At 61.8% G+C, this 19,363-nt stretch carries 12 protein-coding genes and 1 tRNA gene; 6 read left to right on the plus strand and 7 right to left on the minus strand.

What is annotated here, in order from left to right:
* Positions 1–115 precede the first annotated feature (115 nt).
* The 3 genes from VSP_RS10600 to VSP_RS10610 form a co-directional block, all read right to left on the minus strand.
* Entirely contained in the window at positions 116–631 is a 516-nt protein-coding gene (locus VSP_RS10600; protein ID WP_157210833.1) for a hypothetical protein, read from the minus strand.
* 31 nt (positions 632–662) lie between these two features.
* Positions 663–1,850, minus strand: a complete 1,188-nt coding sequence (locus VSP_RS10605; protein ID WP_198141359.1) for an SMP-30/gluconolactonase/LRE family protein — start codon at positions 1,848–1,850, stop codon at positions 663–665.
* 584 nt (positions 1,851–2,434) lie between these two features.
* Positions 2,435–2,511: transfer RNA gene (locus tag VSP_RS10610), tRNA-Pro, on the minus strand.
* A 385-nt stretch (positions 2,512–2,896) separates the two neighbouring features.
* Between VSP_RS10610 and argC the strand changes: the two genes are divergently transcribed.
* The 6 genes from argC (at position 2,897) to argF (ending at position 8,909) form a co-directional block, all read left to right on the plus strand.
* Entirely contained in the window at positions 2,897–3,946 is a 1,050-nt protein-coding gene (gene argC, locus VSP_RS10615) for an N-acetyl-gamma-glutamyl-phosphate reductase (protein WP_009960522.1), read from the plus strand.
* Positions 3,947–4,037: 91 nt separating this feature from the next.
* Positions 4,038–4,226 carry a hypothetical protein gene (locus VSP_RS42150; protein WP_157210834.1) on the plus strand — a complete coding sequence of 63 codons (189 nt, stop codon included), beginning with the start codon at positions 4,038–4,040 and terminating at the stop codon, positions 4,224–4,226.
* Entirely contained in the window at positions 4,213–5,490 is a 1,278-nt protein-coding gene (gene argJ / locus VSP_RS10620; RefSeq protein WP_009960523.1) for a bifunctional glutamate N-acetyltransferase/amino-acid acetyltransferase ArgJ, read from the plus strand. Before VSP_RS42150 ends, argJ begins: the two co-directional genes overlap by 14 nt.
* 116 nt (positions 5,491–5,606) lie before the next feature.
* Complete coding sequence (argB, locus tag VSP_RS10625) at positions 5,607–6,491, plus strand: acetylglutamate kinase (RefSeq protein ID WP_009960524.1); 885 nt, start codon at positions 5,607–5,609, stop codon at positions 6,489–6,491.
* Between the two features lie 160 nt (positions 6,492–6,651).
* Positions 6,652–7,929, plus strand: a complete 1,278-nt coding sequence (locus tag VSP_RS10630; RefSeq protein WP_009960526.1) for an aspartate aminotransferase family protein — start codon at positions 6,652–6,654, stop codon at positions 7,927–7,929.
* Between the two features lie 74 nt (positions 7,930–8,003).
* A complete protein-coding gene (gene argF, locus VSP_RS10635) occupies positions 8,004–8,909 on the plus strand; it encodes an ornithine carbamoyltransferase (protein WP_009960527.1) in 906 nt (301 codons plus the stop codon).
* A gap of 1,391 nt (positions 8,910–10,300) precedes the next feature.
* Here argF and VSP_RS34860 read toward each other — a convergent pair.
* The 4 genes from VSP_RS34860 to VSP_RS10655 all read right to left on the minus strand — a co-directional run bounded on the left by VSP_RS34860 (position 10,301) and on the right by VSP_RS10655 (position 19,302).
* Positions 10,301–11,383, minus strand: coding sequence for a hypothetical protein (locus VSP_RS34860; RefSeq protein WP_009960529.1), 1,083 nt, complete (start codon positions 11,381–11,383; stop codon positions 10,301–10,303).
* A 488-nt stretch (positions 11,384–11,871) separates the two neighbouring features.
* On the minus strand, positions 11,872–16,959 hold the full coding sequence (locus VSP_RS10645; protein WP_009960531.1) for a PVC-type heme-binding CxxCH protein: 5,088 nt from the start codon (positions 16,957–16,959) through the stop codon (positions 11,872–11,874).
* A gap of 39 nt (positions 16,960–16,998) precedes the next feature.
* Positions 16,999–17,724, minus strand: coding sequence for a FadR/GntR family transcriptional regulator (locus tag VSP_RS10650; RefSeq protein ID WP_009960532.1), 726 nt, complete (start codon positions 17,722–17,724; stop codon positions 16,999–17,001).
* 693 nt (positions 17,725–18,417) lie between these two features.
* Positions 18,418–19,302 (minus strand): sugar phosphate isomerase/epimerase family protein, encoded by an 885-nt coding sequence (locus VSP_RS10655; protein ID WP_009960533.1) that lies wholly within the window; start codon positions 19,300–19,302, stop codon positions 18,418–18,420.
* Between the last annotated feature and the right edge of the window lie 61 nt (positions 19,303–19,363).

Below are 19,363 nucleotides of genomic sequence, written 5' to 3' on the forward strand. Positions count from 1 at the left end.
GATCTCGTTATTTGCGACAACCGCTCGTGCCTTGTCGCAAGAGGTGTCTGGATCGCTCCGGGACAAGTCTCCCACCAGTTCCTCAATCAGGGTTGGAGTACCGCGTTTACGCGGCTCAGTGAGTGGTAGCTGTATCTGCGCGTGTCGCAATCGGAGCGATGCCAAGCTCATTGAACATCACATTGACTAGACCCAGAAGAATGGGATTGCACTCCGGTTGAAGTCTGGCAATCGCGGCCTCAAGCCCGGGTCTGCTTTTTGCGGTCTGTATCATATGCTCCGAACGAATTCGCGGATCGAACGTGATGCCATTCTTGCCGTGGAGCGCGCCGCAATAGAAAGCAACTCGATGTGTGGCCTCAAGAGAAAGTTGGTGGTCTGTATCGAATACAAAGTCCAAGAGCAGCTCGCTGTGCCAGTTGCCTTTCTTCGGTTCAACGGAATAAATCACACAATTGCGCCAGAGCGCTGGCCTATTGGGAATCATCTCTCTAAGCTGGTCCCATTCCTCGGGGCTAAATTTATCCAGCATTTCTTGGGCGATCTCGTAGTCACCTCCGTCATTCCAATCCATGGAATCGGAATCGGACTGAGAAAGGAAGCTATCGAACTTAGAAAGAATGGAATCCAAGGCAGACGGGAATGATGATCTCCACACTGGGCTACCGCGCTGCCTGTTCACTCTGCGGCTTTGCCGGATTCGCAGGAGCATTCATGGTGACGGCCGGAGGGCTTGCGGCGTGGACGGGAGCCTGTTTTTTTGGATGGAGGCGAACTTCGGTCACCCCTGAATGCATGATGTGGCCCAGGTAAAACGCATCGCCGAGCGGTAGGGCCACACTCGGTGCGTGCGTATCCCCATCGAGGTCCTTCAGCCACTCCGCGTCGTGCCTGAGTTTGAGCTGTCCAGCGTCCCAGTGCAGCTTCGCCACACCGCCGCGTGAGGGAAGTCTGGCACCGCTGAGGAGGTGGAGGAAGGTGGGCACGGGCGAGCGCTGTCCCGTGCACCAGAGCTCACCGTTGGGCGGACATTTGAGGTTGTCTGGCCGGAAGGGAAGGCCGCGGTACACGACGCCGTGGTACTTTTTCAGCCCTCCTCCCGGCTGCTCGTTGCGTTCAAATGCCAGGATCTGCTGGCCGTGGTAGGCGTTGCAATAGAGCAGCGTTTGTCCGGGGCTCAGTGCCAGGCCGTTGGCTCCATTGATTCCAGATGCCACCACACCCCAAGAGCCCTTGGTTGCGTCGTCCTTGTTGGGCGTGAAGCAGACGATCGAGTTGATCGTTCGCTTCTGGCCCGCGGGGGAGGTGGGTTCGATGAGCAGCGTTTCCCCGGATCTGGAAGGGAACGTGCCAAACGTGGTGGCGTACACGGTGCCATCCCGGCTGGCGGTGATGCCGTTGATCTTGTGAAGCAACTCGCTGCGTCCATCGCATTCCTCGTGCCTCATGCCCAGGGTGCCGAGATGCTTCACCAGCCCGGCTTCGTCATCCACCTCAAACACCTCCACTGATCCACCCTTGGCCAGGAGGCCCTGGCCGGGATAGGCGTTCGTCACATAAGCCAGTTGCTTGCCCTCCAGTCCCGGTGCCTGAGAGTTGCGCACTACGCTTAGTCCCACCGGGGCAAAATGCTCCAAAGGCAGTGCGGCCATGGGTGCAGGTTTGAATCGATCCTCGCCGGGGAGATGGATCTCCAGTGCGCCGACCCGCGGTTTTGGGTGTGGCTCTTTCGGAAACCGGGCTCGGGAATAGGTGGCCGCGAGCAGGGCGGTGCGCCCCTTCCATTCGATGAGATCCAGATCCTCCGGACCTGGGCCGGAAGCCAGCGTGCGCAACGTGGGAGTTGTCATGAGCGGGTGGGGTGCAGGTTCGGCGGCACCAGGCATCTGCCCCATCCCTGCAATGAGACACGCCATGCCGGATAGGATGCTGGGCCATCTGCCGGGTTGGTGCATGCGGTAAGGGAACGCCATGCCACCTCTCCTGGCAAGAGTTTTGCGGCATGGATTGAAGGATTGCTTGAAAGGGGGCTATTCCAAACCGGCCTCCTTATCTCTCCAGCCATGCCGGACAGCTGGACTCAATGCGTTCGGTGCACCCACTTGCGGGCCATGGAAAAGCGCAGGAGAAGGGCTCGCACTTCTGTTGGTTCTAGGAAATGACAAAGTGCTGATGAGGGGCATCGCTTTTTCTTGCGGTGAGGAGGTCTTTCCTTGGTAGCAGCCGGCACAACCACCTTTCTGGTCGAGGCGAATGCCACACTCAAAGAGCCCTTCCGATTCTTGTGCCAGGATTCAAGGATTGCGTTTGGGGGGCTGCCTTTGCCTCATCCTGCATCCTCGGATCTCCCTTCTTGCAGGATCATCGCCGTCACATGTCACAAAAAAAGGAGCCCTGATGGGCTCCTGGCTTTCCGCTTTCACTTACCTGAATCTGGTCGGGCTGGCGAGATTCGAACTCACGACCTCTTGCACCCCATGCAAGCGTTCTACCAGGCTGAACTACAGCCCGCGATCAGATTCGGTTTGTTTGGCGGGACGGCAGTGTGGCGCGTTGTGAAAAGATTTCAAGTGCCAGATGCATTTTTTCCAAAACATTCTGCCGGAACCTCTTGGAACCGGGTGGGGGAGGGCATCGTCCCTGCTCTCCGACGGGTGCACCAGGCCTGGCCATAGGCAGTTCTCAGCCTTTCTCAAATACCTCTCCGATCCGCCACCACCGTATTCCATATCCCGCCCCCGACTTTCACACCGCATTTCCGGGCCAAAAAGCACCTTTCACCCAGGAACTAAACACGAAGCACCAAGCACTTGTTAACTACCTTCCCATAATCTCACGAAAAGCATCTTGCACCCCGGACGATGCGAACCATCTTCCGCCCTTCCCCTCATGACTCATGTCCCAGAAAGTTAAAGTCGCAGTCGTTGGCGCCAGTGGTTATTCCGGCAGGGAACTGTTGCGCCTGCTCCTCCTGCACCCGCACGCCGAGCTCACCGCGGTGACCTCCCGTGCGCTGGCTGGCAAGCCGCTGACTTCTGAGTTCCCGCGATTCCGAGGCATCGCCCAGGCGGATGCCATTTCTTTCATGGCCCCGGACATCGACGCCATTGCCGCTACTGGGGCGGAGGTTGCCTTCCTCGCCCTCCCGCATGGGGTGGCGCACCAGTTTGCCGTCGGTCTCCTCGCCGCCGGGTTGCGGGTCATTGACCTGAGCGCAGACTTCCGTCTGCGCAGCGCCGAGGTCTATGCGGATCACTACGGCCACGCCCATCCCTCGCCAGAGTTGCTGGCCGAGGCCGTGTATGCGCTTCCGGAGATGCGCGTTGCGGAGATCCGGGACGCCCGACTCATTGCCTGCCCGGGCTGCTATCCCACGAGCGTGCTCGTTCCGCTGCTGCCGTTGCTCAAGGCGGGGCTGCTTGATGAATCGCCCATTGCCGTCTCCAGCATGAGCGGCGTGAGTGGTGCCGGACGCGAGGCCAAGACCGCTTTTCTCTTCTGCGAGTGCAACGAGAGCGTGCGCAGCTACGGCGTCCCACGCCACCGGCATGTCAGTGAGATCGGCCAGGAGCTGGATCTCGCCGCAGGCCGGCCCGTGAAGTTCACCTTTGTGCCCCATCTCATTCCGGTGAATCAGGGCATCTGCACCACCATCTTTGCCGGACTCCGGGAGGGAGTCACTCTGGAGGAAGTGGAGGCCGCATACGCCACCGCTTACGCCGGACGCCCCTTCGTGCGACTGCTCGGTCGCAACCAGAGTCCGGACACGAAGAACGTCACCGGCACCAACTTCATCGACCTGGGCTGGGCCTACGACGCTGGCGCGGGTCGCCTCCTGCTGCTGAGCGCTGAGGACAATCTCGTCAAAGGCGCCTCTGGCCAGGCTGTGCAGAATTTCAATATCGCCTTTGGCTTCGCGGAAAACGCGGGTCTCCAGGTGGTGTGATTTCTGCGTCCCCAGCCGGGAAAGTTTTTCTTCTCTAGTGAAACAAGCACCTCCATTCTTCGGTTCTCCCTTTTGACCCGTCCGTTCCACCATGAATCAGATGCTCCCAGGCAGCCGACTCCCACGACGACAGGGCAACGCCCCGTCCGATGGCTGCCCTGATTCCTCCGCCGTCGGCACCAGCATTCGTTTCTGCCTTGCGGCGACGACTGCCGCCCCGGCCTTCGCATCCGCATCGATCCCTTTCACAAATCTCCGCTACTCTCATGACCTCGCCTGACACCGCCAACGACTTCGTCTTCAAGGAAATCCCCGGAGGAGTCACCGCTCCCAAGGGATTCCGTGCCGGAGCCATTTCCTGCGGGATCAAGAACCCCACGGCCACTCGTCTGGACTTGGCGCTGATCGCCTCCGACCTGCCCACGGCCACGGAGGCATGCTTCACCACGAGCCGGGTGAAGGCGGGCTGCGTTCGCGTATCCCAGCAGCATGTGAAGGTGGGCGACGTGCGCGCCATCATTGCCAACAGTGGCAATGCCAACGCCTGCACCGGTCCGCAGGGCATCCGCGACGCCAAAGCAATGACCAAGGCCACGGCCGAAAAGCTGGGAGTGAAAATGCGCCAGGTGCTGGTGTGCTCCACCGGCATCATCGGCATGCCCATGCCCATGGAGCGCATCGTGCCCAGGGTGGGGGACCTTGTTGCATCCTTGAACCTCGAGGGTTCTGAGCAGGCCGAGCAGGCCATCATGACCAGCGATACCAAGCCCAAGACTGTGGCCATTGAGGTGGAATGCGAGGGTCAGACCTTCCGCGTGGGCGGCATCGCCAAGGGGGCTGGCATGATCTGCCCCAACATGGCCACCATGCTCGCCTTCATCACGACGGATGCGAAGGTGGACCAGTCCGAGCTCAAGCGCGCCACCCAGGCCGCCGTGGAGCAGACCTTCAACCGCATCACCATCGACGGCGACACCAGCACGAATGACACCGTCATTGTCATGAGCAATGGCGCCAGCGATGTGCCTCTTATCAAGAGCAAGTCCCCGTGCACCGAGATCTTCCGTGCGGCCCTGCGTCACGTGATGATGCAGCTCGCCAAGATGATCGTCAGTGACGGCGAGCGCGTGACGAAGTTCGTGGAAATTCGCGTGCAGGGCGCCCGCACCTACCAGGATGCCAAGGCCGTGGCCGAGACGGTGGCCAAGTCCATGCTGGTGAAATGCTCCTGGCATGGGGGCGACCCCAACTGGGGCCGCGTCATGCATGCCGTGGGTTATGCGAAGGCCCGCATCCGTGAGGAGCTGGTGGACATCTACTTCGGCGGTCTTTGCGCTACCAAGGGCGGTCTGGCCACGAATACCCCGGTCAAGGAGTTGGAGAAAGTCACCGCCAAGCCCAAGTTCACGGTCACCATCGACCTGAACCTCGGCGATGCGTCCTACAACGTCTTCACCACCGACCTGAGCGAAGAGTACGTGGACTTCAACTCCAGCGAATACTCCGCGGCCATCCACGCCAAGCGACAGACCGGCCTCGCCTGATCCCTCCTTTCCTCAGAGGAGATCTCAGGACTCGCCAGCCCCTTTGGGTTTCTCCACTGGCTGGCAACTGTATTTCCTTCTCCCTCTTCCCTTACCCCTTTTTCCCTCTCCCACCCATGAGCCAGTCCGCTGATTCCATCCGCCAGGCCGCCGTGCTGCTGGAGGCCCTGCCTTACATTCAGAATTTCCGCGGTCAGACCTTCCTTATCAAGGTGGGGGGCAGCGCCATGGAGGAGCAGTCTCTGGTGGACAGCCTCCTGCGGGACATCGTCTTCCTCGAAGCGGTGGGCATCAACCCCGTGCTGGTCCACGGTGGTGGCAAGGCCATCAACAAGGCCATGAAGGACGCTGGACTGGAGGCTCGTTTCGTGGGCGGTCTGCGCGTCACGGATGATGCCACCATCAGCATCGTGGAAGAGACCCTCGCCCGCGTCATCAACCCCGATCTGGTGGAGCGCATCAAGTCCGCCGGTGGCAAGGCCATTGGCCTGGCTGGCACCACCGTCTTCCGCGGCCAGCGCATGAAGGGCACCGACCCCGCCACGGGCGAGGCTGTGGACATTGGCTATGTAGGGGAGGTCGTGGAATGCGACACCTCCATTGTGGATCTCGCTGTTGCGGGTGAGGTCGTGCCCGTTGTCTCCCCTGTGGCCCGCGAGATTGGCTCCCGCGCCACGCTCAATGTGAACGCCGACATCGCCGCCTGTGCCCTGGCCAAGAAACTCAAGGCCACCAAGCTCATCTTCCTGAGCGATGTTCTAGGCGTGATGCGTGACCCCAAAGACAACAGCACCCTCATTCCTTCCTTGAACCCGGACGCCATCGACCAGCTCAAAAAGGAAGGCATCATCTCCGGCGGCATGATCCCCAAGGTGGACAGCGCCGTGGACTCCCTGCGCGGCGGCGTGGGCAAAGTGCACATGATCGACGGCCGCATCCCACACTCCGTCATCCTTGAGTGCTTCACCGACACCGGCATTGGCACGGAGATTGTCCTATAAAGACAGAAGACTGGAAGACAAAAGACAGAAGACCTGATTCAAGCAACAAACGACGAACCTGACGCACCGATGCACTGCCTACTGACGCACTGCATCGGAGCTCCCTGATCCTCAAACCACCCACCCACTCCCAACCCACCCCCCACACCTCCAAACGAAGATGTCCCAGACCCTGATCGAGAAATACGTCATGCCCAACTACGGCCGCTACGACTTCTGGCCGGAGCGAGGTCTGGGCACGTATGTTTGGGATCGGGATGGTCGCAAGTATCTGGACTTTGCTGGTGGCGTGGCGGTGTGCCCGGTGGGGCACTGCCATCCAGAGGTGGTGGAGGCCATTCAGACCCAGGCCGCCACGCTGATCCATATTTCCAACTGGTACTGCATCCGCCAGCAGGGCGAGCTTGCCGAAATGCTGGTGGAGAAAGTCATGGGCATCCCCGGAAAGTGCTTCTTCAGCAACAGCGGGGCGGAGGCCAATGAGGGGCTCATCAAGCTGGCCCGTCGCTTCGGCACCACCCGGCCGAAGGCGGACGGCAGCCCCCGGTTCGAGATCATTACCTGCACCGGCAGCTTCCATGGGCGGACCTTCGCCACCATGACGGCTACGGCGCAGGAAAAGATCCACGGCGGTTTCGGCCCGCTCCTGCCGGGGTTCAAGTACATCCCGTTCAATGATGTGGAGGCTCTCAAGGCTGCAGTGAATGAGAACACCGTGGGCATTCTCTTCGAGCCTGTTCAGGGTGAGAGCGGTGTGAATGTGGCCACGCCTGAGTTCCTCCGCGCTGCCGCGGCCCTCCGGGATCAGCACGATCTGCTGCTCCTGTTGGATGAGGTGCAGTGCGGCCTGGGCCGGACCGGTGAACCCGGCGGCTGGCGCAGCATCATCCCCGGTGATGAGATTCTGCCCGACGCCATCAGCTGGGCCAAGTCCATCGGCTCTGGGTATGCCCTTGGCAGCTTCTGGACGCGTGACCGCGCCATTGGCCCGGAGCCGGATGCGGTGCGCCTTTGCAACCTGCTGGGTGCCGGCAGCCATGGCACCACCTACGGCGGCTCCCCGCTGGCCTGTGCCACGGCCATGGCTACGCTCAAGGTCATCCTTCGCGATGGCCTCATCGCCAGGTCCAAGGAGATGGGCGAACGCATCGTGAAGGAGGTTGCCTCCTGGAATCTGCCTGCCATCACTGCAACCCGTGGCTTCGGCTTCATGCTCGGGTTCGAGCTGAATACCCACCTCATCGAGGCTCGCGAGGATTTCAAGGCATCCGGCAAGCTTCCATCGATCTGGGTGACCCAACTCCTCATGGATGCTGGACTGCTGGTCGTGCCTGCGGGTCCCAAGGTCATCCGCTGGCTTGCCCCCATGAACACCTCCGACGCCGAGGCAGAGGAGGGCCTCGGCATCATGAAATCCGTCCTCTCGGCTCTCGCCTAGATCCCACTTCGGCGCGGGATGTGCTCGCACTCCCGCTCCGCATTCACTTTACCCTTTTCAGCCCACATCGTACCATGAAGAACCTGTTGTCCATCGAGGCTCTCACTGCCCAGGAGATCGCAGCCATTGTCGAGCTCGGTGCCGACCTTCGCAAGAACCGCGCCGCCACTCCCCAGGTGCTGACCGGTCAGACGTGGGCTCTCATTTTCAACAAGTCCTCCACCCGCACACGTGTCAGCTTTGAGGTGGGCATTCGCGAACTCGGTGGCAGCGTCATGTTCCTTAGTGGTGCAGATACACAGCTTGGCCGTGGCGAACCTGTCAAGGACACCGCGCGTGTCCTCGGTCGCATGGTGCATGGGGCGGTCATCCGCACCTATGCCCAGGCGGATGTTGAGCAGTTCGCTGAGTACAGCCATCTGCCCACCATCAACGCTCTTACCGACGAAGAGCACCCGTGCCAGATCCTGGCCGACCTCCAGGTCATGCACGAGCGTCTCGGAGGTTGGCAGGGGAAGAAGGTCTGCTTTCTGGGTGACGGCGACTGCAACGTAGCCCGCTCATGGATGTGGGCCGCAGCGCGTCTCGGCTTTGATCTCACCATCGGCGCGCCCAAGAGCTTCCAGCCGCCGACAGAGTTCATGGAGAAACTCGGCAGCAACAAGGTGGTGCTTGAGGAAGACCCCGCCAAGGCCATTGCCGGTGCCGATGTGGTGTACACTGACGTCTGGGTAAGCATGGGCAAAGAAGAGGAAAGCGCCCAGCGCATTGAGATCCTCAAGCCCTATCAGATCAATGCCGGCCTCATGCAGCACGCTGCCAAGGACGCCATCGTCATGCACTGCCTCCCGGCCTATCGGGAGAAGGAGATCACTGACGAAGTCCTTGAGCAACACGCCGACGTGATCTTTCACGAGGCGGAGAACCGCCTGCATGTGCAAAAGGCGATTATCTGCTGGATGGTAGGGAGAGAGGTATAAGGGGAAAGGGAAGAGGGATGAGGGGGGATGTGGGGCTGGGCCCCTGAGGGAATTGCGCGTGCGTCAGTAAAGGGAGCGAGGGACATTCTTGTCCCGGTGCGAGCCAAGCGTCCCATGAGGTCGCTTTCCGGCTGGATGACCGCCACCCCCTCCGGCTTCTCCCCGACGGGCCCGATCCAATCACACCCCCGCTCCGCAGCAAGGTTGGAGTACGGCTTTTAAGCGGAATCACGCCCCGAACGGCTCATGACGTGCGCCCTCATCCCACCGGCCGGACGCGTTCCACCGCGAGCAACCTCAAGGGCCCCGCGCATCCTGATTCCGCTTGAAAGCGGTACTCCAACCCCGGCGCGGACCTCTATCGACCAGAGGGGGGCACACCGCCCTGCTGGGGATCTCGAGACACCTCCGCCATACCCCCCCACTTCCAAGCCACCCCAATCTGACGTACTGACGCACTGACGCACTGGGCTCAGGAGTGGGCGAATACCCCACCACCCAGCACCCCCCAAACCGCTCTCCCACATCCATCTACCCCTGACCATCGAGGGGCATTCTTGTCCCGGTGCGAGCCAAGCGTCCCATGAGGTCGTTTTCCGACTGGATGACCGCCACCCCCTCCGGCTTCTCCCCGACGGGCCCGACCCAATCACATCCCCGCTCCGCAGCAGGGTTAGAGTACCGCTTTTAAGCGGAATCACGCCTCGAACGGCTCATGACGTGCGCCCTCATCCCGCCGGCCGGACGCGTTCCACCGCGAGCAACCTCAAGGGTCCCGCGCATCCTGATTCCGCTTAAAAGCGGTACTCCAACCCCGGCGCGGACCTCTATCGACCAGAGGGGGGGCACACCGCCCTGCTGGGGATCTCGAGACACCTCCGCCATACCCCCTCACTTCCAAGCCATCCCAATCTGACGCACTGCCCACTGACGCACTGGGCTCCGGAGCGGGCGAATACCCCACCACCCAGCACCCCCCAAACCGCTCTCCCACATCCATCTACCCCTGACCATCGAGGGGCATTCTTGTCCCCGTGCGAGCCAAGCGTCCCATGAAGTCGCTTTCCGGCTGGATGACCGCCACCCCCTCCGGCTTCTCCCCGACGGGCCCGATCCAATCACATCCCCGCTCCGCAGCAGGGTTGGAGTACCGCTTTCAAGCGGAATCACGCCCCGAACGGCTCATCACGTGCACCCTCATCCCACTGGCCGGACGCGTTCCACCGCGAGCAACCTCAAGGGTCCCGCGCATCCTGATTCCGCTTAAAAGCGGTACTCCAACCCCGGCGCGGACCTCTACCGACCAGAGGGGGGCACACCGCCCTGGTGGGGATCTCGAGACACCTCCGCCATACCCCCCTCACTTCCAAGCCACCCCAATACAAGCCAAGCTATTGCTTCTTCGTGCTGCCGGTTTCGGCGGCCCCCACGGGAACCGGTGTCGGCCACATATCTCGAATTGCCTCCACCGTGCGGTCCACAAGAATCTGGCCGCCCTCGGGTCCCACCTTGTTCGTGTGAGGCAGGCCGCTGTAGCTGCCGCCTTCAATAGCCTCGGGTGTGGGCAGGTACAATCCTGAACCGCAGGCCAGTTGGATCAAGAAAGTCTGCAAGGCCGGGCTACGGGACTTCATCTGGATACCGTAGTTCAAATACAGCTCGAAGGGATTGGTGGCGATCGCGACATCGCCCAGGCGGAGGGTGTGCAGTTCCATCTCGTAGTTTGGTGCCTTGTCGCCGACCTCGGCCCGTCGCACCACGTCACGCTCCCTCTCCAGCATGTTCAGCAAATAGGGGTTCAAGGTCCCCATGTTCTCGTACTGCGTGATCTGCATTTGGGCCTGCTCCTTCTCCCGCGGCAGGATGCGCCGCGGGGGCAGGGAGAGCGTTTCCACCCGATGTTGGAAGGGTAGGCTGGTGGTTATTTCCTGGCGTGCGATCTCCACGGTGTCCATCACGGCGGCCGTCAACCGGCGTGCGATCTCCTCCTTGCTGGTCAGGCCGCGGAGCTTGCGCATGCGCTCCTCCGCCTTTTTGCGGAACATGAGGTGCGGGCTCTGATCTCCCGCAGCGCTGATCCAGCCGAGGATGGTGAGGTTGGGCACCCGCAATTCCCTGCGCAACTGCTCGCGGGTCTCATGCCAGAAGTCGGCATTGATCGCTTTGCGGCTCTCCACCTCCTGTGCCGGGCAGGCCAGATTCACCGCCAGTGCCTGCAGTTCCTGTTTCGCATTCCAGAAGAAGAGCATTTCCACGCCGTGGTCTTCTCCTCCCTCCATGCCGCGGAATCGGGCGTCATTCGTGTTGCCGTACATCTGTGCGCGTCCGTCAGCATACACTGCGCGACGATTCTGGCCCACTACGGCATGTCCGAGCGTCCAGCTTACTCCACCAGGTTGTCGGTTGTTCCAGGCTTGCTCTGCCACCTCCACCAGCCGGCTCAGCAGGAAAGCTGTGTACTCGTCCGGTTGCATCACCCCTTCCTTCGGTATCTCGTAGCGATTTGGGGTTTTCTCCAGTTCCAGTGTGTGTCACCGGGGCCGTGTGTGTATGAGTGGCATTCAGAAAGAGCTTCTTCAGATCCAGTCCCGGAAGCCTGCCTGCCAGATTCATGCGCAGGCGGTCCTGCAAGCCGTCGCGAATGGCCACCAGATCACAGGTGATCATGAGAGCCTGATCCACCGGCTGGTCGCCTTCCTTGGACTCAATAGCCAGGGCTGCTGCCACGATGGGTGTCTCGGCTTTGGTCGAAATCCTCGTGTTGAACTGCCCTGCAAGTGCCACGGGCCGGTCGGGGGTGATGGCCACCGTGGCGTGGCCAATGTGCAACTCTGCGGCGTGGAGGGCTCCGGGAAGCAATGAGATGCCCGTCAGGCCTAGCGTCAGCGACAGACGAAGAAGAGAGCGAAGAAGCGGGGTGGGGGACATGGCGTAGAGCGTGAGTGAGGGGGGATTCGAGGCGTTACTTCGGCACTTTCAAATAGGCGATGAGGTCGGCGAGAGACTGCGGAGTCAGCAGGGCCTCCAGGCCGTCAGGCATGAGGGAGACATTGGCGCTCTGCAGGCGTTTCAGACCACTCCGCAGCAAGGTGCGGGCGCTGCCATCGGCAAGGCGCAGGGTCAGGCTGTCGCCTGCTTCGATCGTGATCGCCCCGTACAGCTGGGTGCCGTCGTTTAGTTCACAGAAATAAGCCGTGAACCCGGGCTCAATGTTCGCGCTTGGATCCAGGATGGAGGTGAACAGCTTGTCAGCTGGATGCTGCACGACGGTGCGCAAGTCTGGTCCCACGGCCAATCCCGTGCCCTCCAGCTGATGGCAGGCCACGCAGGCCTGCGCAAAGACCTGACGACCACGCGTGGCGTCCCCTGGCAGGGTCAAGGCTGGGCGGAAACTGTCCAGCACCTTTTGGCGGGAGGAGGGTGCTCCCAGCAGCATGGATGTGCGTTCTCTCAGCAGCTTGTCCGGATGCTTGAGAAGACGGGACTGCCGCTGGATGTCCAGGCTGGCGGGCAACACCTGCCGCGTCTGAAGAGCGTCAAGCAGCCGGCGGGTTGCCTCAGGTTTCTCCAACACAAGATCCAGCACGACCTCCCGCTGGGCCGGGCTGTATTGCGCCCAACGTTCCAGCAGAGGCACGGCTATTTCATCACTCCCACTGGACCTCAGCGCTGCGGCGGCTGTCTTGAAATCGGCAATTCCGGTCCCGGGCTGCATCGTCTCCAGCAGCACGGTCACGGGCCCGGATGGCTTGTCATCGTAGGCCAGCAGCGCCGCAGCGGCAGCAATGCGCACCCTCAGGGGAGTGCTGGCGGCGTCTGCCATCCGGCGCAGCTTCTCCGCCAATGCCGTCTCAGTGGCGACAAGAGACTGCCAATCTGCAGTGCCAGTTTGGGTTGCGGCCAGGGCTGCCAGCCGGGCACCCTTCCGCTGGAGTGCCTGCCATGCTGAGCCCACTGCGGTCGTGTGTTTGACAGTGGTTTCGACGTCTGCGTCCGCCATCGCGCGATCCAGCAGAGGGGCCATCAGAAGGGAGAGGGCCTCAGCATTCCCTGCCCCTGCGGCGGTTTGCAGCAGGCCATCGGTCATGGCATCGGGCATTTTCGCCTTTTCTGAAGCTTTGGCCAGGGCTGTGAGGTGGGGCAGGGCGGAGCTCAAAACAGCAGCTCTTATCATCTCGATGTGGCCGGATGCCTGAGCGAGATGGATCAGCGCCCTGGATGCCACGGGATCCTGCCAGCCCCACAACGTCGTGGCAAGCTGAAGCCGGACTTTGGCATTGGGGTCATTTGCCAGAAGGCATGCGGCGGCAATCACCTCCTGCTCCGGTCTGCCTTCTGCCATTTGCAGGCTATTCTCGCGCACCTCGTCTGCGGCATCCTGGAGTGACTTCACCAGCAGCCCAGGTTCTAGAGCCCTTTTTGCATGGAGGATCCAAAGCGCATGTGCCCGCGCCAGCGGAGACTTGGATTCACTCGCCAACTGCCCCAGTGACGGCAGCACAGAACGATCCGTGCTCCACGCCAGGAGCATGTGCGCCTTGTCCCGCCGCCAGGCGTTGTCGCTCTCCAGCGTGGCGACAAGGTCCTTGGGAGATGCCTTGTCCAGAGCCACCTTGTCCGTTGAGGCGCGATCCTTCGCAAACACCCGGTAGATGCGACCTTTGTCATCTCCTTTGCGATAGTGAGGCAGGAGGGCGTTCTTTCCTGAATCCGGCAGCCACTGCGGGTGCTCGATCATGTAGCGGTACATGTCCGCCACCCAGAGCGCCCCGTCCGGCCCAGTGCGAACCATGACCGGGCGGCACCAGCGGTCTTCACTGGCAAAGAAGTCGTGCTTGCCCGCCATGACCTGACGAGCTTTGAAGGAGGGGCCCTCCGGTGCGAGTTCGAGATGTTGCACGAGGTTGTGGAACGGTTCGCACACCATCGCCTGCTCCACCCCGGGGGCGGAGGCACCCATCAGCCGGGCATCTCCCACAATTGTGGCCGAGCACGCGGAGGTAAAACGTCCTGCTTGATCGAAGCTGTGAAACCTCTGCTCCGGAGAGCTCACAGGGTACACGCGGGCGTTGGGCTCCGTCAGCAGCACCTTGGGCGAAGGCGGGGCGACATGAGGATTGCGCTGTAGGTGCCGGTCTTCCAAGGCGTAGTGCCAGATGGGGTTGCTGTTTTGGACGCCGAACCACCGGCCCCATTCATCGCGATTGCGTCCGAATTGGGCAGGGCCGCTCAAGGGTTCCAGTTCGCCGGTGTCGGGCTTGAACCGGAAGTCGCGACTGCCCAAGGCGATGCGTCTGCCGGTCAGTGACGACGTGATTTGCACCTCCTTGCCATAGGCCGGGGTGTGTCCGCCATTGGCGCAATACACCCAGCCGTCCAGGCCCCAGCGCAGCCCGTTGACCCGCAGTTGCTGGTTGCCCTCCTGAAACCCGGAGAGCAACACGGTGCGCCCGCCGTCGTCCAACCTGCCGTCACCGTTCTCATCCCGTAGGAACAGCACTTCTGGAGCCGCTGTGATGAGGCAGCCATCCCGCCAGGTGAGAATACCGGTGGGGAAGCGCAGGCCGTCGGCAAAGAGCGTGGCCTTGTCATAGCGCAAGTCGCCATCCGTATCCTCCAGGATGCGGACCCGCCCGCCCGGCTGGCCCTTGCCGTCCATGCCCAGCGGGTAGTCGGCCATCTCCACCACCCACAGCCTGCCTCTGGCGTCCCAGTCAAAGGCGACCGGATCCAGCACCAGGGGGTCCGCTGCGGCCAACGCCACCGTGAACCCCTCTGGCACGTGGATGCGCTTCAGGGACTCCTCCGGGTTCAGAGGGGGCGTCGCTTCTGCCGCCTTGGTCGTGTTTGGGGGTGTCGGGGCGGGGACTGGCTCGTTTGCCGTCACTGCGGGTGGCGGGGTCTGTCCTGAAAGCTTGTACCGGCTGGCTATTTCCTCGCCCGTGAGAGCCCGTGCATACACCGCGGCCTCGTCCACCTTGCCTTCCAGCGTGGCAAAGCGGTCGCAACGGCCTCCCAAAAACAGCTCGCTGGGGCCATCCGGAAGAGTGGAGGGCAGCTCGCCTTCCATCTCTGGATTCAAATTCCCGTTCAGGTACACACGCACGCGATCTCCGTCCCGCGCCATCACAACATGGTGCCAGGCCCGGAGTGCCAGCCGGGTGGTGCCCCGCAGGAGTTGTTTCCTCTGGTTTCCATTGTAAATGATCAACCGGCCTGTCGATTCCTTGTCCGCTGTGCCGCCGATCCCTACATGATCTCCGGCGCACTGGGCGTCTCCATCCTTTCCGCGGGAGAACAGGTAGCCCGTCACAGGGCGGGCATCGTCCGGCAGACCATTCCAGAACCACATCTCCACCGAGTAGGCCTTCGGCAAGGGTGGCAGCAGCGCCCGCACCCGTCCGCCCGCGAGGTGGATGGACCGGTTGATCTCTCCCTCTGAGAGTCCCGCTCCCTCGGGGCCGGGTAGATAGAGGGCCACGCCGTTCTCCATGGTGGCATCCAGTTCCACCTTGCCTTGCTCCTCCCGGGCATCAGGGAGTTGGGCCTCCTCCATGCGCCAGTAGCCCACCGGTCCGGCTGCCAGCACGGCCTTGGCGTAGGTGCCCGCGGGATGTTTCATCGAACGCCTTTTGCCCCCGCCCGCCTGCTCCAGGGCACCCAGCAGCTTCTCCACAATCCGCGGCTCGGCCTGCACCTCCAATCCCGCGGTGCGGGCGGGCCATGTGGTGTAGCCCCCTAGAAAGTGTTGCTCTGGCGGCGGGATGTAGCCTTCCGCGCCATTGGCCAGGCTGATGTTGAAGTGAGCCTTCAGGGGTGCCTGTGATTTGAGCTTCAGTCCGGTGAGGGCAAAAACCTCATTGGGAAAGGCCGCCACGGTCAGGTCGCCGATCCGCCAGGCCTGCAGGATGAGCTCGGTCCTTTGTTTCTCGTGCAGATGGAGCGCCTCCTTCGCATAGATCTCCGGCTTGCTCTGAGGGAGACGATTGCCCAGTGAAGCCACCACCTGGCGCGCCCAGGCCAGCCGGTCGCCATCCGGTGTGCGGTAGTGCAGCGGCAGGTGGGTTTCCACGACGTTCAGGGGCACATGATTTACGTACTTCACCTTGGCCAGGGCCTCGGCGGCGCGACCTGCCACCTCTTCCGCGTATTGGGTCATGCTCACGTTTTTCGCGGGCTTGGCGTAGTCCCTCCACATCAGGTCGCCGCTAGTGCCCTGGGTCATCATGGCTACGAAGGGGCCTTCGCCCGAAGTCTGGCCCAGACGTTTTGCCACCTCCCGGCAAAACACACCGTAGTAGTCGGCAGATACCGCCGTGGCTCCAAAGTAATGCTGCGAGTAGTTGGCTAGTACCGCCAGAGGTTTGCCCTCCGGCGTCTGCACGGACACCACGCTTAACTGGGGGTCCACCGGGCCGGAGGGGCCGACATGTTGGGGACTTTGATGCCCAGGGTGCATCATGGCCCGCACCGTGGGTTGGCCAAACGGATCGGCCGGAACCTTGTCGGGACGGTAGATCCAGCGCCTGTTATGGGTGTGATCCCAGTCATCTACGGCGGACCAGCCTATCCTTGCGGGTTGGAGGGCTTTTACCGCCGCCGTCAGGGCTTCGCTAATCTTACCTGGCAACCACGCGGCGTACTCGGGATCCTCACGGCTGCCCAGGCACCCCAAGGCGGAGGGAGCGCTGTGCGTGTGGGTGGCACTGACCAGCATGCGGCTCAGGGGGATGCCGGTCTCCATGGAGGCCTGCGCCTTCGCCTTGTCGATCAACTCCCGCGACATCATGCAGGTGTCCACCACGCAGAGGATGGCTGTCACCTTTCCATCATCCAAGGCCAGCGCCCGGGCATGTAGCCGATCATTGGCTTGTTGGGCCAGGCGTTCTGTGAAGTTGCCGTTCACTCGCACGGGGAACTTCAGGGGCGTGACATCCACCGCCACCGCCCCAGCCCTGAAGACGGGGGTGGGCTCCGGGGGAGCGGCAGCCCAGACGGTCGAACACGCCAGTAGTGTCGCCAGGGGCAGGGAGAGAGGGGACGGATTCATGCGGAAGAGGGAAGACTGTCTGGAGGAGGTGGGGAGTGATCAGTTGCCAGCGGATCTCTTGCGCGCTGCCCGCTTCTTCGGCGGTAGAGCCAGTTCATCCAGGGTGGTGTCCAGATGCTGTCGCATCGCGGACTCTGCACCCGCTGCATCACCTCCCAGTACAGCCTTCAGAATGATGCCGTGCTCGACGATGGCGGACTCGGTGGTTACCCGGCTGTAGCCGCGGGACAGGCTGGCTTTGAGAAGGTCTGTGAGCGACAGGAGCATCATGGCCGAGACTTGATTCCCTGAGGCCGAGGCCAGCGCATGGTGAAAGGCCATGTCCGCCTCAATGGCGGCCTTCAGGGTGTCGGCCGCCGCGAGACGGTCATACACTTCCTGCAAGTGGGTGCGCTGTTCTTGAGTGGCGTTCAGCGCCGCCAGACGCGCGTGTTCCGGCTCCAGCATCAGACGCACCTGCACGAGCTGGCGCAAGCGTTCCTGCGCATCCGGCACCAGGAGTTCCACCGCCTGGGTCAGAGGCTTGTGCAGATTGTCTGTGGAACGCATGCCCACCCCTTGACGCACCTCCAGCAAACCTTGCGTCTCCAGGCGCTTTACCGCCTCCCGTACCACGCTGCGACTGACACCAAGCTGTTCCGAGAGGGCCTGCACCGCTGGCAAGCGACGTCCTCCCTCTGCATCCTCCCCGCGCGTCAACTCCGCCAGGCGGGCGGCAACTTTCTCCACCAGCGACGGCGACCGGGAAATGGCGGTGATTTTCATGAGAGAGGGAGCGGTAATAGGAAGGGAATGGGGGTGATCATCTGATGGTCTGACCAGTTGAGGAGGCTTAGAGTACGGAGAGGTGGAGGGGCGTCTTTCAGCCCTTGGGTGGGAGACGCCAGACTGCCAGACGCCAAACATCAGACTTGAGGCCCGTTGTGCGAGGCAGACACAAGACTGGAAGACCCAAGATATAAGACTTGAGCTCGCGCGCTGCCGGAGCGTCGGGGTTCGAAGTGGCTGGGAGGTCAATTCTAGAACCCCCATCAACTGATGGCTGGATGTTCTCCAGTGCGTCAGTGCGTCAGAGTGGGGCGGCTTGGAAGTGGCGGGGGTTTGGCGGATGTGTGTCAATATCCCCAGCAGGGCGATCCGGCCCCCTCTGGTCGGTTGATGTCCGCGCCAGGTGGAGTACCGCTTTTAAGCGGAATCAGGATGCGCTGAGCCCTTGAGGTTGCCCGCAGTAAAACGCGTCCGGCCAGCGGGATGAGGGGGCGCGTCATGGGCCGTTCGGGGCGTGATTCCGCTTAAAAGCGGTACTCCAACCCTGCTGCGGAGCGGGGATGTGGGTTGGTCGGGCCCGTCGGGGAGGAGCCTGAGGGGTTGACGGTCATCAAGCCGGGAAACGACCTCATGGGACCCTTGGCACGGACCGGGACACGAATGTCCCTCGCTCCTCTTACTGATTCCGGGTCAGCCCCAATGCGCTGCGATCTTCTTTTTCAAGAACGCGACACTGCGCTCCAGTTGATCCATCCCTTCGATGCCGTCTTCGATGCTGATCCAGCCATCGAATCCTTTGCTCTTCAGTTCGGTGAAGATCGCATCATAGTCGTTCAAGCCTTTGCCGATCTCGCCATGGCGCAGGCGTTTGGCGTAGCCGGCGGAGCCGCCTTCCTCTTTGCGCAGATCTTCAATGGTTCCTTCAATCAGGTAGCGATCACTGGCGTGCATGGTGACCACGCGGTGGGACACGCGGCGCAGGAGTTCCAGCGGATCTTCTCCAGCCAGATAGGTGTTGCTGGGATCATAGTTCACGCCAAAGGCCGGGTGGTCGATGCGGTCCACCAGTTTGCAGAAGACATCCATTTTCTGGGCAAACTCCGGGTAGTCCCAGAAGTCGTCCTTGTAGTGGTTCTCGATGATGAGCGTGATGTCTCGTTCCTGCGCATAGGGCAGACAGGCTTCGATGCATTCCGCCGCCAGGCTTACGCCCTGATCCATGGTCAACTCCGGGCGACGCTGCCCGGAGAGCACCCGGCAATACGAGCCGCCCAGAGCGTGGGTCATGTCGATCCAGCCCTTCTGCTTCGCAATTTGTGCCTCACGGAACGCCGCGTCCGGGTGCGTAAAGTCGGGTGAGCAGCACATCATGGGGATCACGAGACCGAGATCCTCCACTTGCTTGCGAAAGCCCGCCCAGTTGCGCTCGTTCGCCATCTCCAGAAACCCGGCGTACCATTCCAGACCCTGTACGTCAAGCTTGGACGCAAGGCCGATCCACTCAGACAGTTTCATCGATCCGTCTTTGCAGAGCGCCTGCATGAAGGCTTTGGGGAATGCGGCAAGTTTGGGCATGGGAGAAAAATTAGGAATGATGAATGATGAATGAGGAATTAGGAATGAGCTGAAACCAACG

Source organism: Verrucomicrobium spinosum DSM 4136 = JCM 18804 (genome assembly GCF_000172155.1).
In the GTDB taxonomy this organism is placed as follows: domain Bacteria; phylum Verrucomicrobiota; class Verrucomicrobiia; order Verrucomicrobiales; family Verrucomicrobiaceae; genus Verrucomicrobium; species Verrucomicrobium spinosum.

What these genes read in the sequence shown, in the direction of transcription:
- VSP_RS10605 (WP_198141359.1), bottom strand. Translation starts at nt 1,850, where the DNA reads ATGACAACTCCCACGTTGCGCACGCTGGCTTCCGGCCCAGGTCCGGAG.
- argC (WP_009960522.1), top strand. Translation starts at nt 2,897, where the DNA reads ATGTCCCAGAAAGTTAAAGTCGCAGTCGTTGGCGCCAGTGGTTATTCC.
- VSP_RS42150 (WP_157210834.1), top strand. Translation starts at nt 4,038, where the DNA reads ATGAATCAGATGCTCCCAGGCAGCCGACTCCCACGACGACAGGGCAAC.
- argJ (WP_009960523.1), top strand. Translation starts at nt 4,213, where the DNA reads ATGACCTCGCCTGACACCGCCAACGACTTCGTCTTCAAGGAAATCCCC.
- argB (WP_009960524.1), top strand. Translation starts at nt 5,607, where the DNA reads ATGAGCCAGTCCGCTGATTCCATCCGCCAGGCCGCCGTGCTGCTGGAG.
- VSP_RS10630 (WP_009960526.1), top strand. Translation starts at nt 6,652, where the DNA reads ATGTCCCAGACCCTGATCGAGAAATACGTCATGCCCAACTACGGCCGC.
- argF (WP_009960527.1), top strand. Translation starts at nt 8,004, where the DNA reads ATGAAGAACCTGTTGTCCATCGAGGCTCTCACTGCCCAGGAGATCGCA.
- VSP_RS34860 (WP_009960529.1), bottom strand. Translation starts at nt 11,383, where the DNA reads ATGCAACCGGACGAGTACACAGCTTTCCTGCTGAGCCGGCTGGTGGAG.
- VSP_RS10645 (WP_009960531.1), bottom strand. Translation starts at nt 16,959, where the DNA reads ATGAATCCGTCCCCTCTCTCCCTGCCCCTGGCGACACTACTGGCGTGT.
- VSP_RS10650 (WP_009960532.1), bottom strand. Translation starts at nt 17,724, where the DNA reads ATGAAAATCACCGCCATTTCCCGGTCGCCGTCGCTGGTGGAGAAAGTT.
- VSP_RS10655 (WP_009960533.1), bottom strand. Translation starts at nt 19,302, where the DNA reads ATGCCCAAACTTGCCGCATTCCCCAAAGCCTTCATGCAGGCGCTCTGC.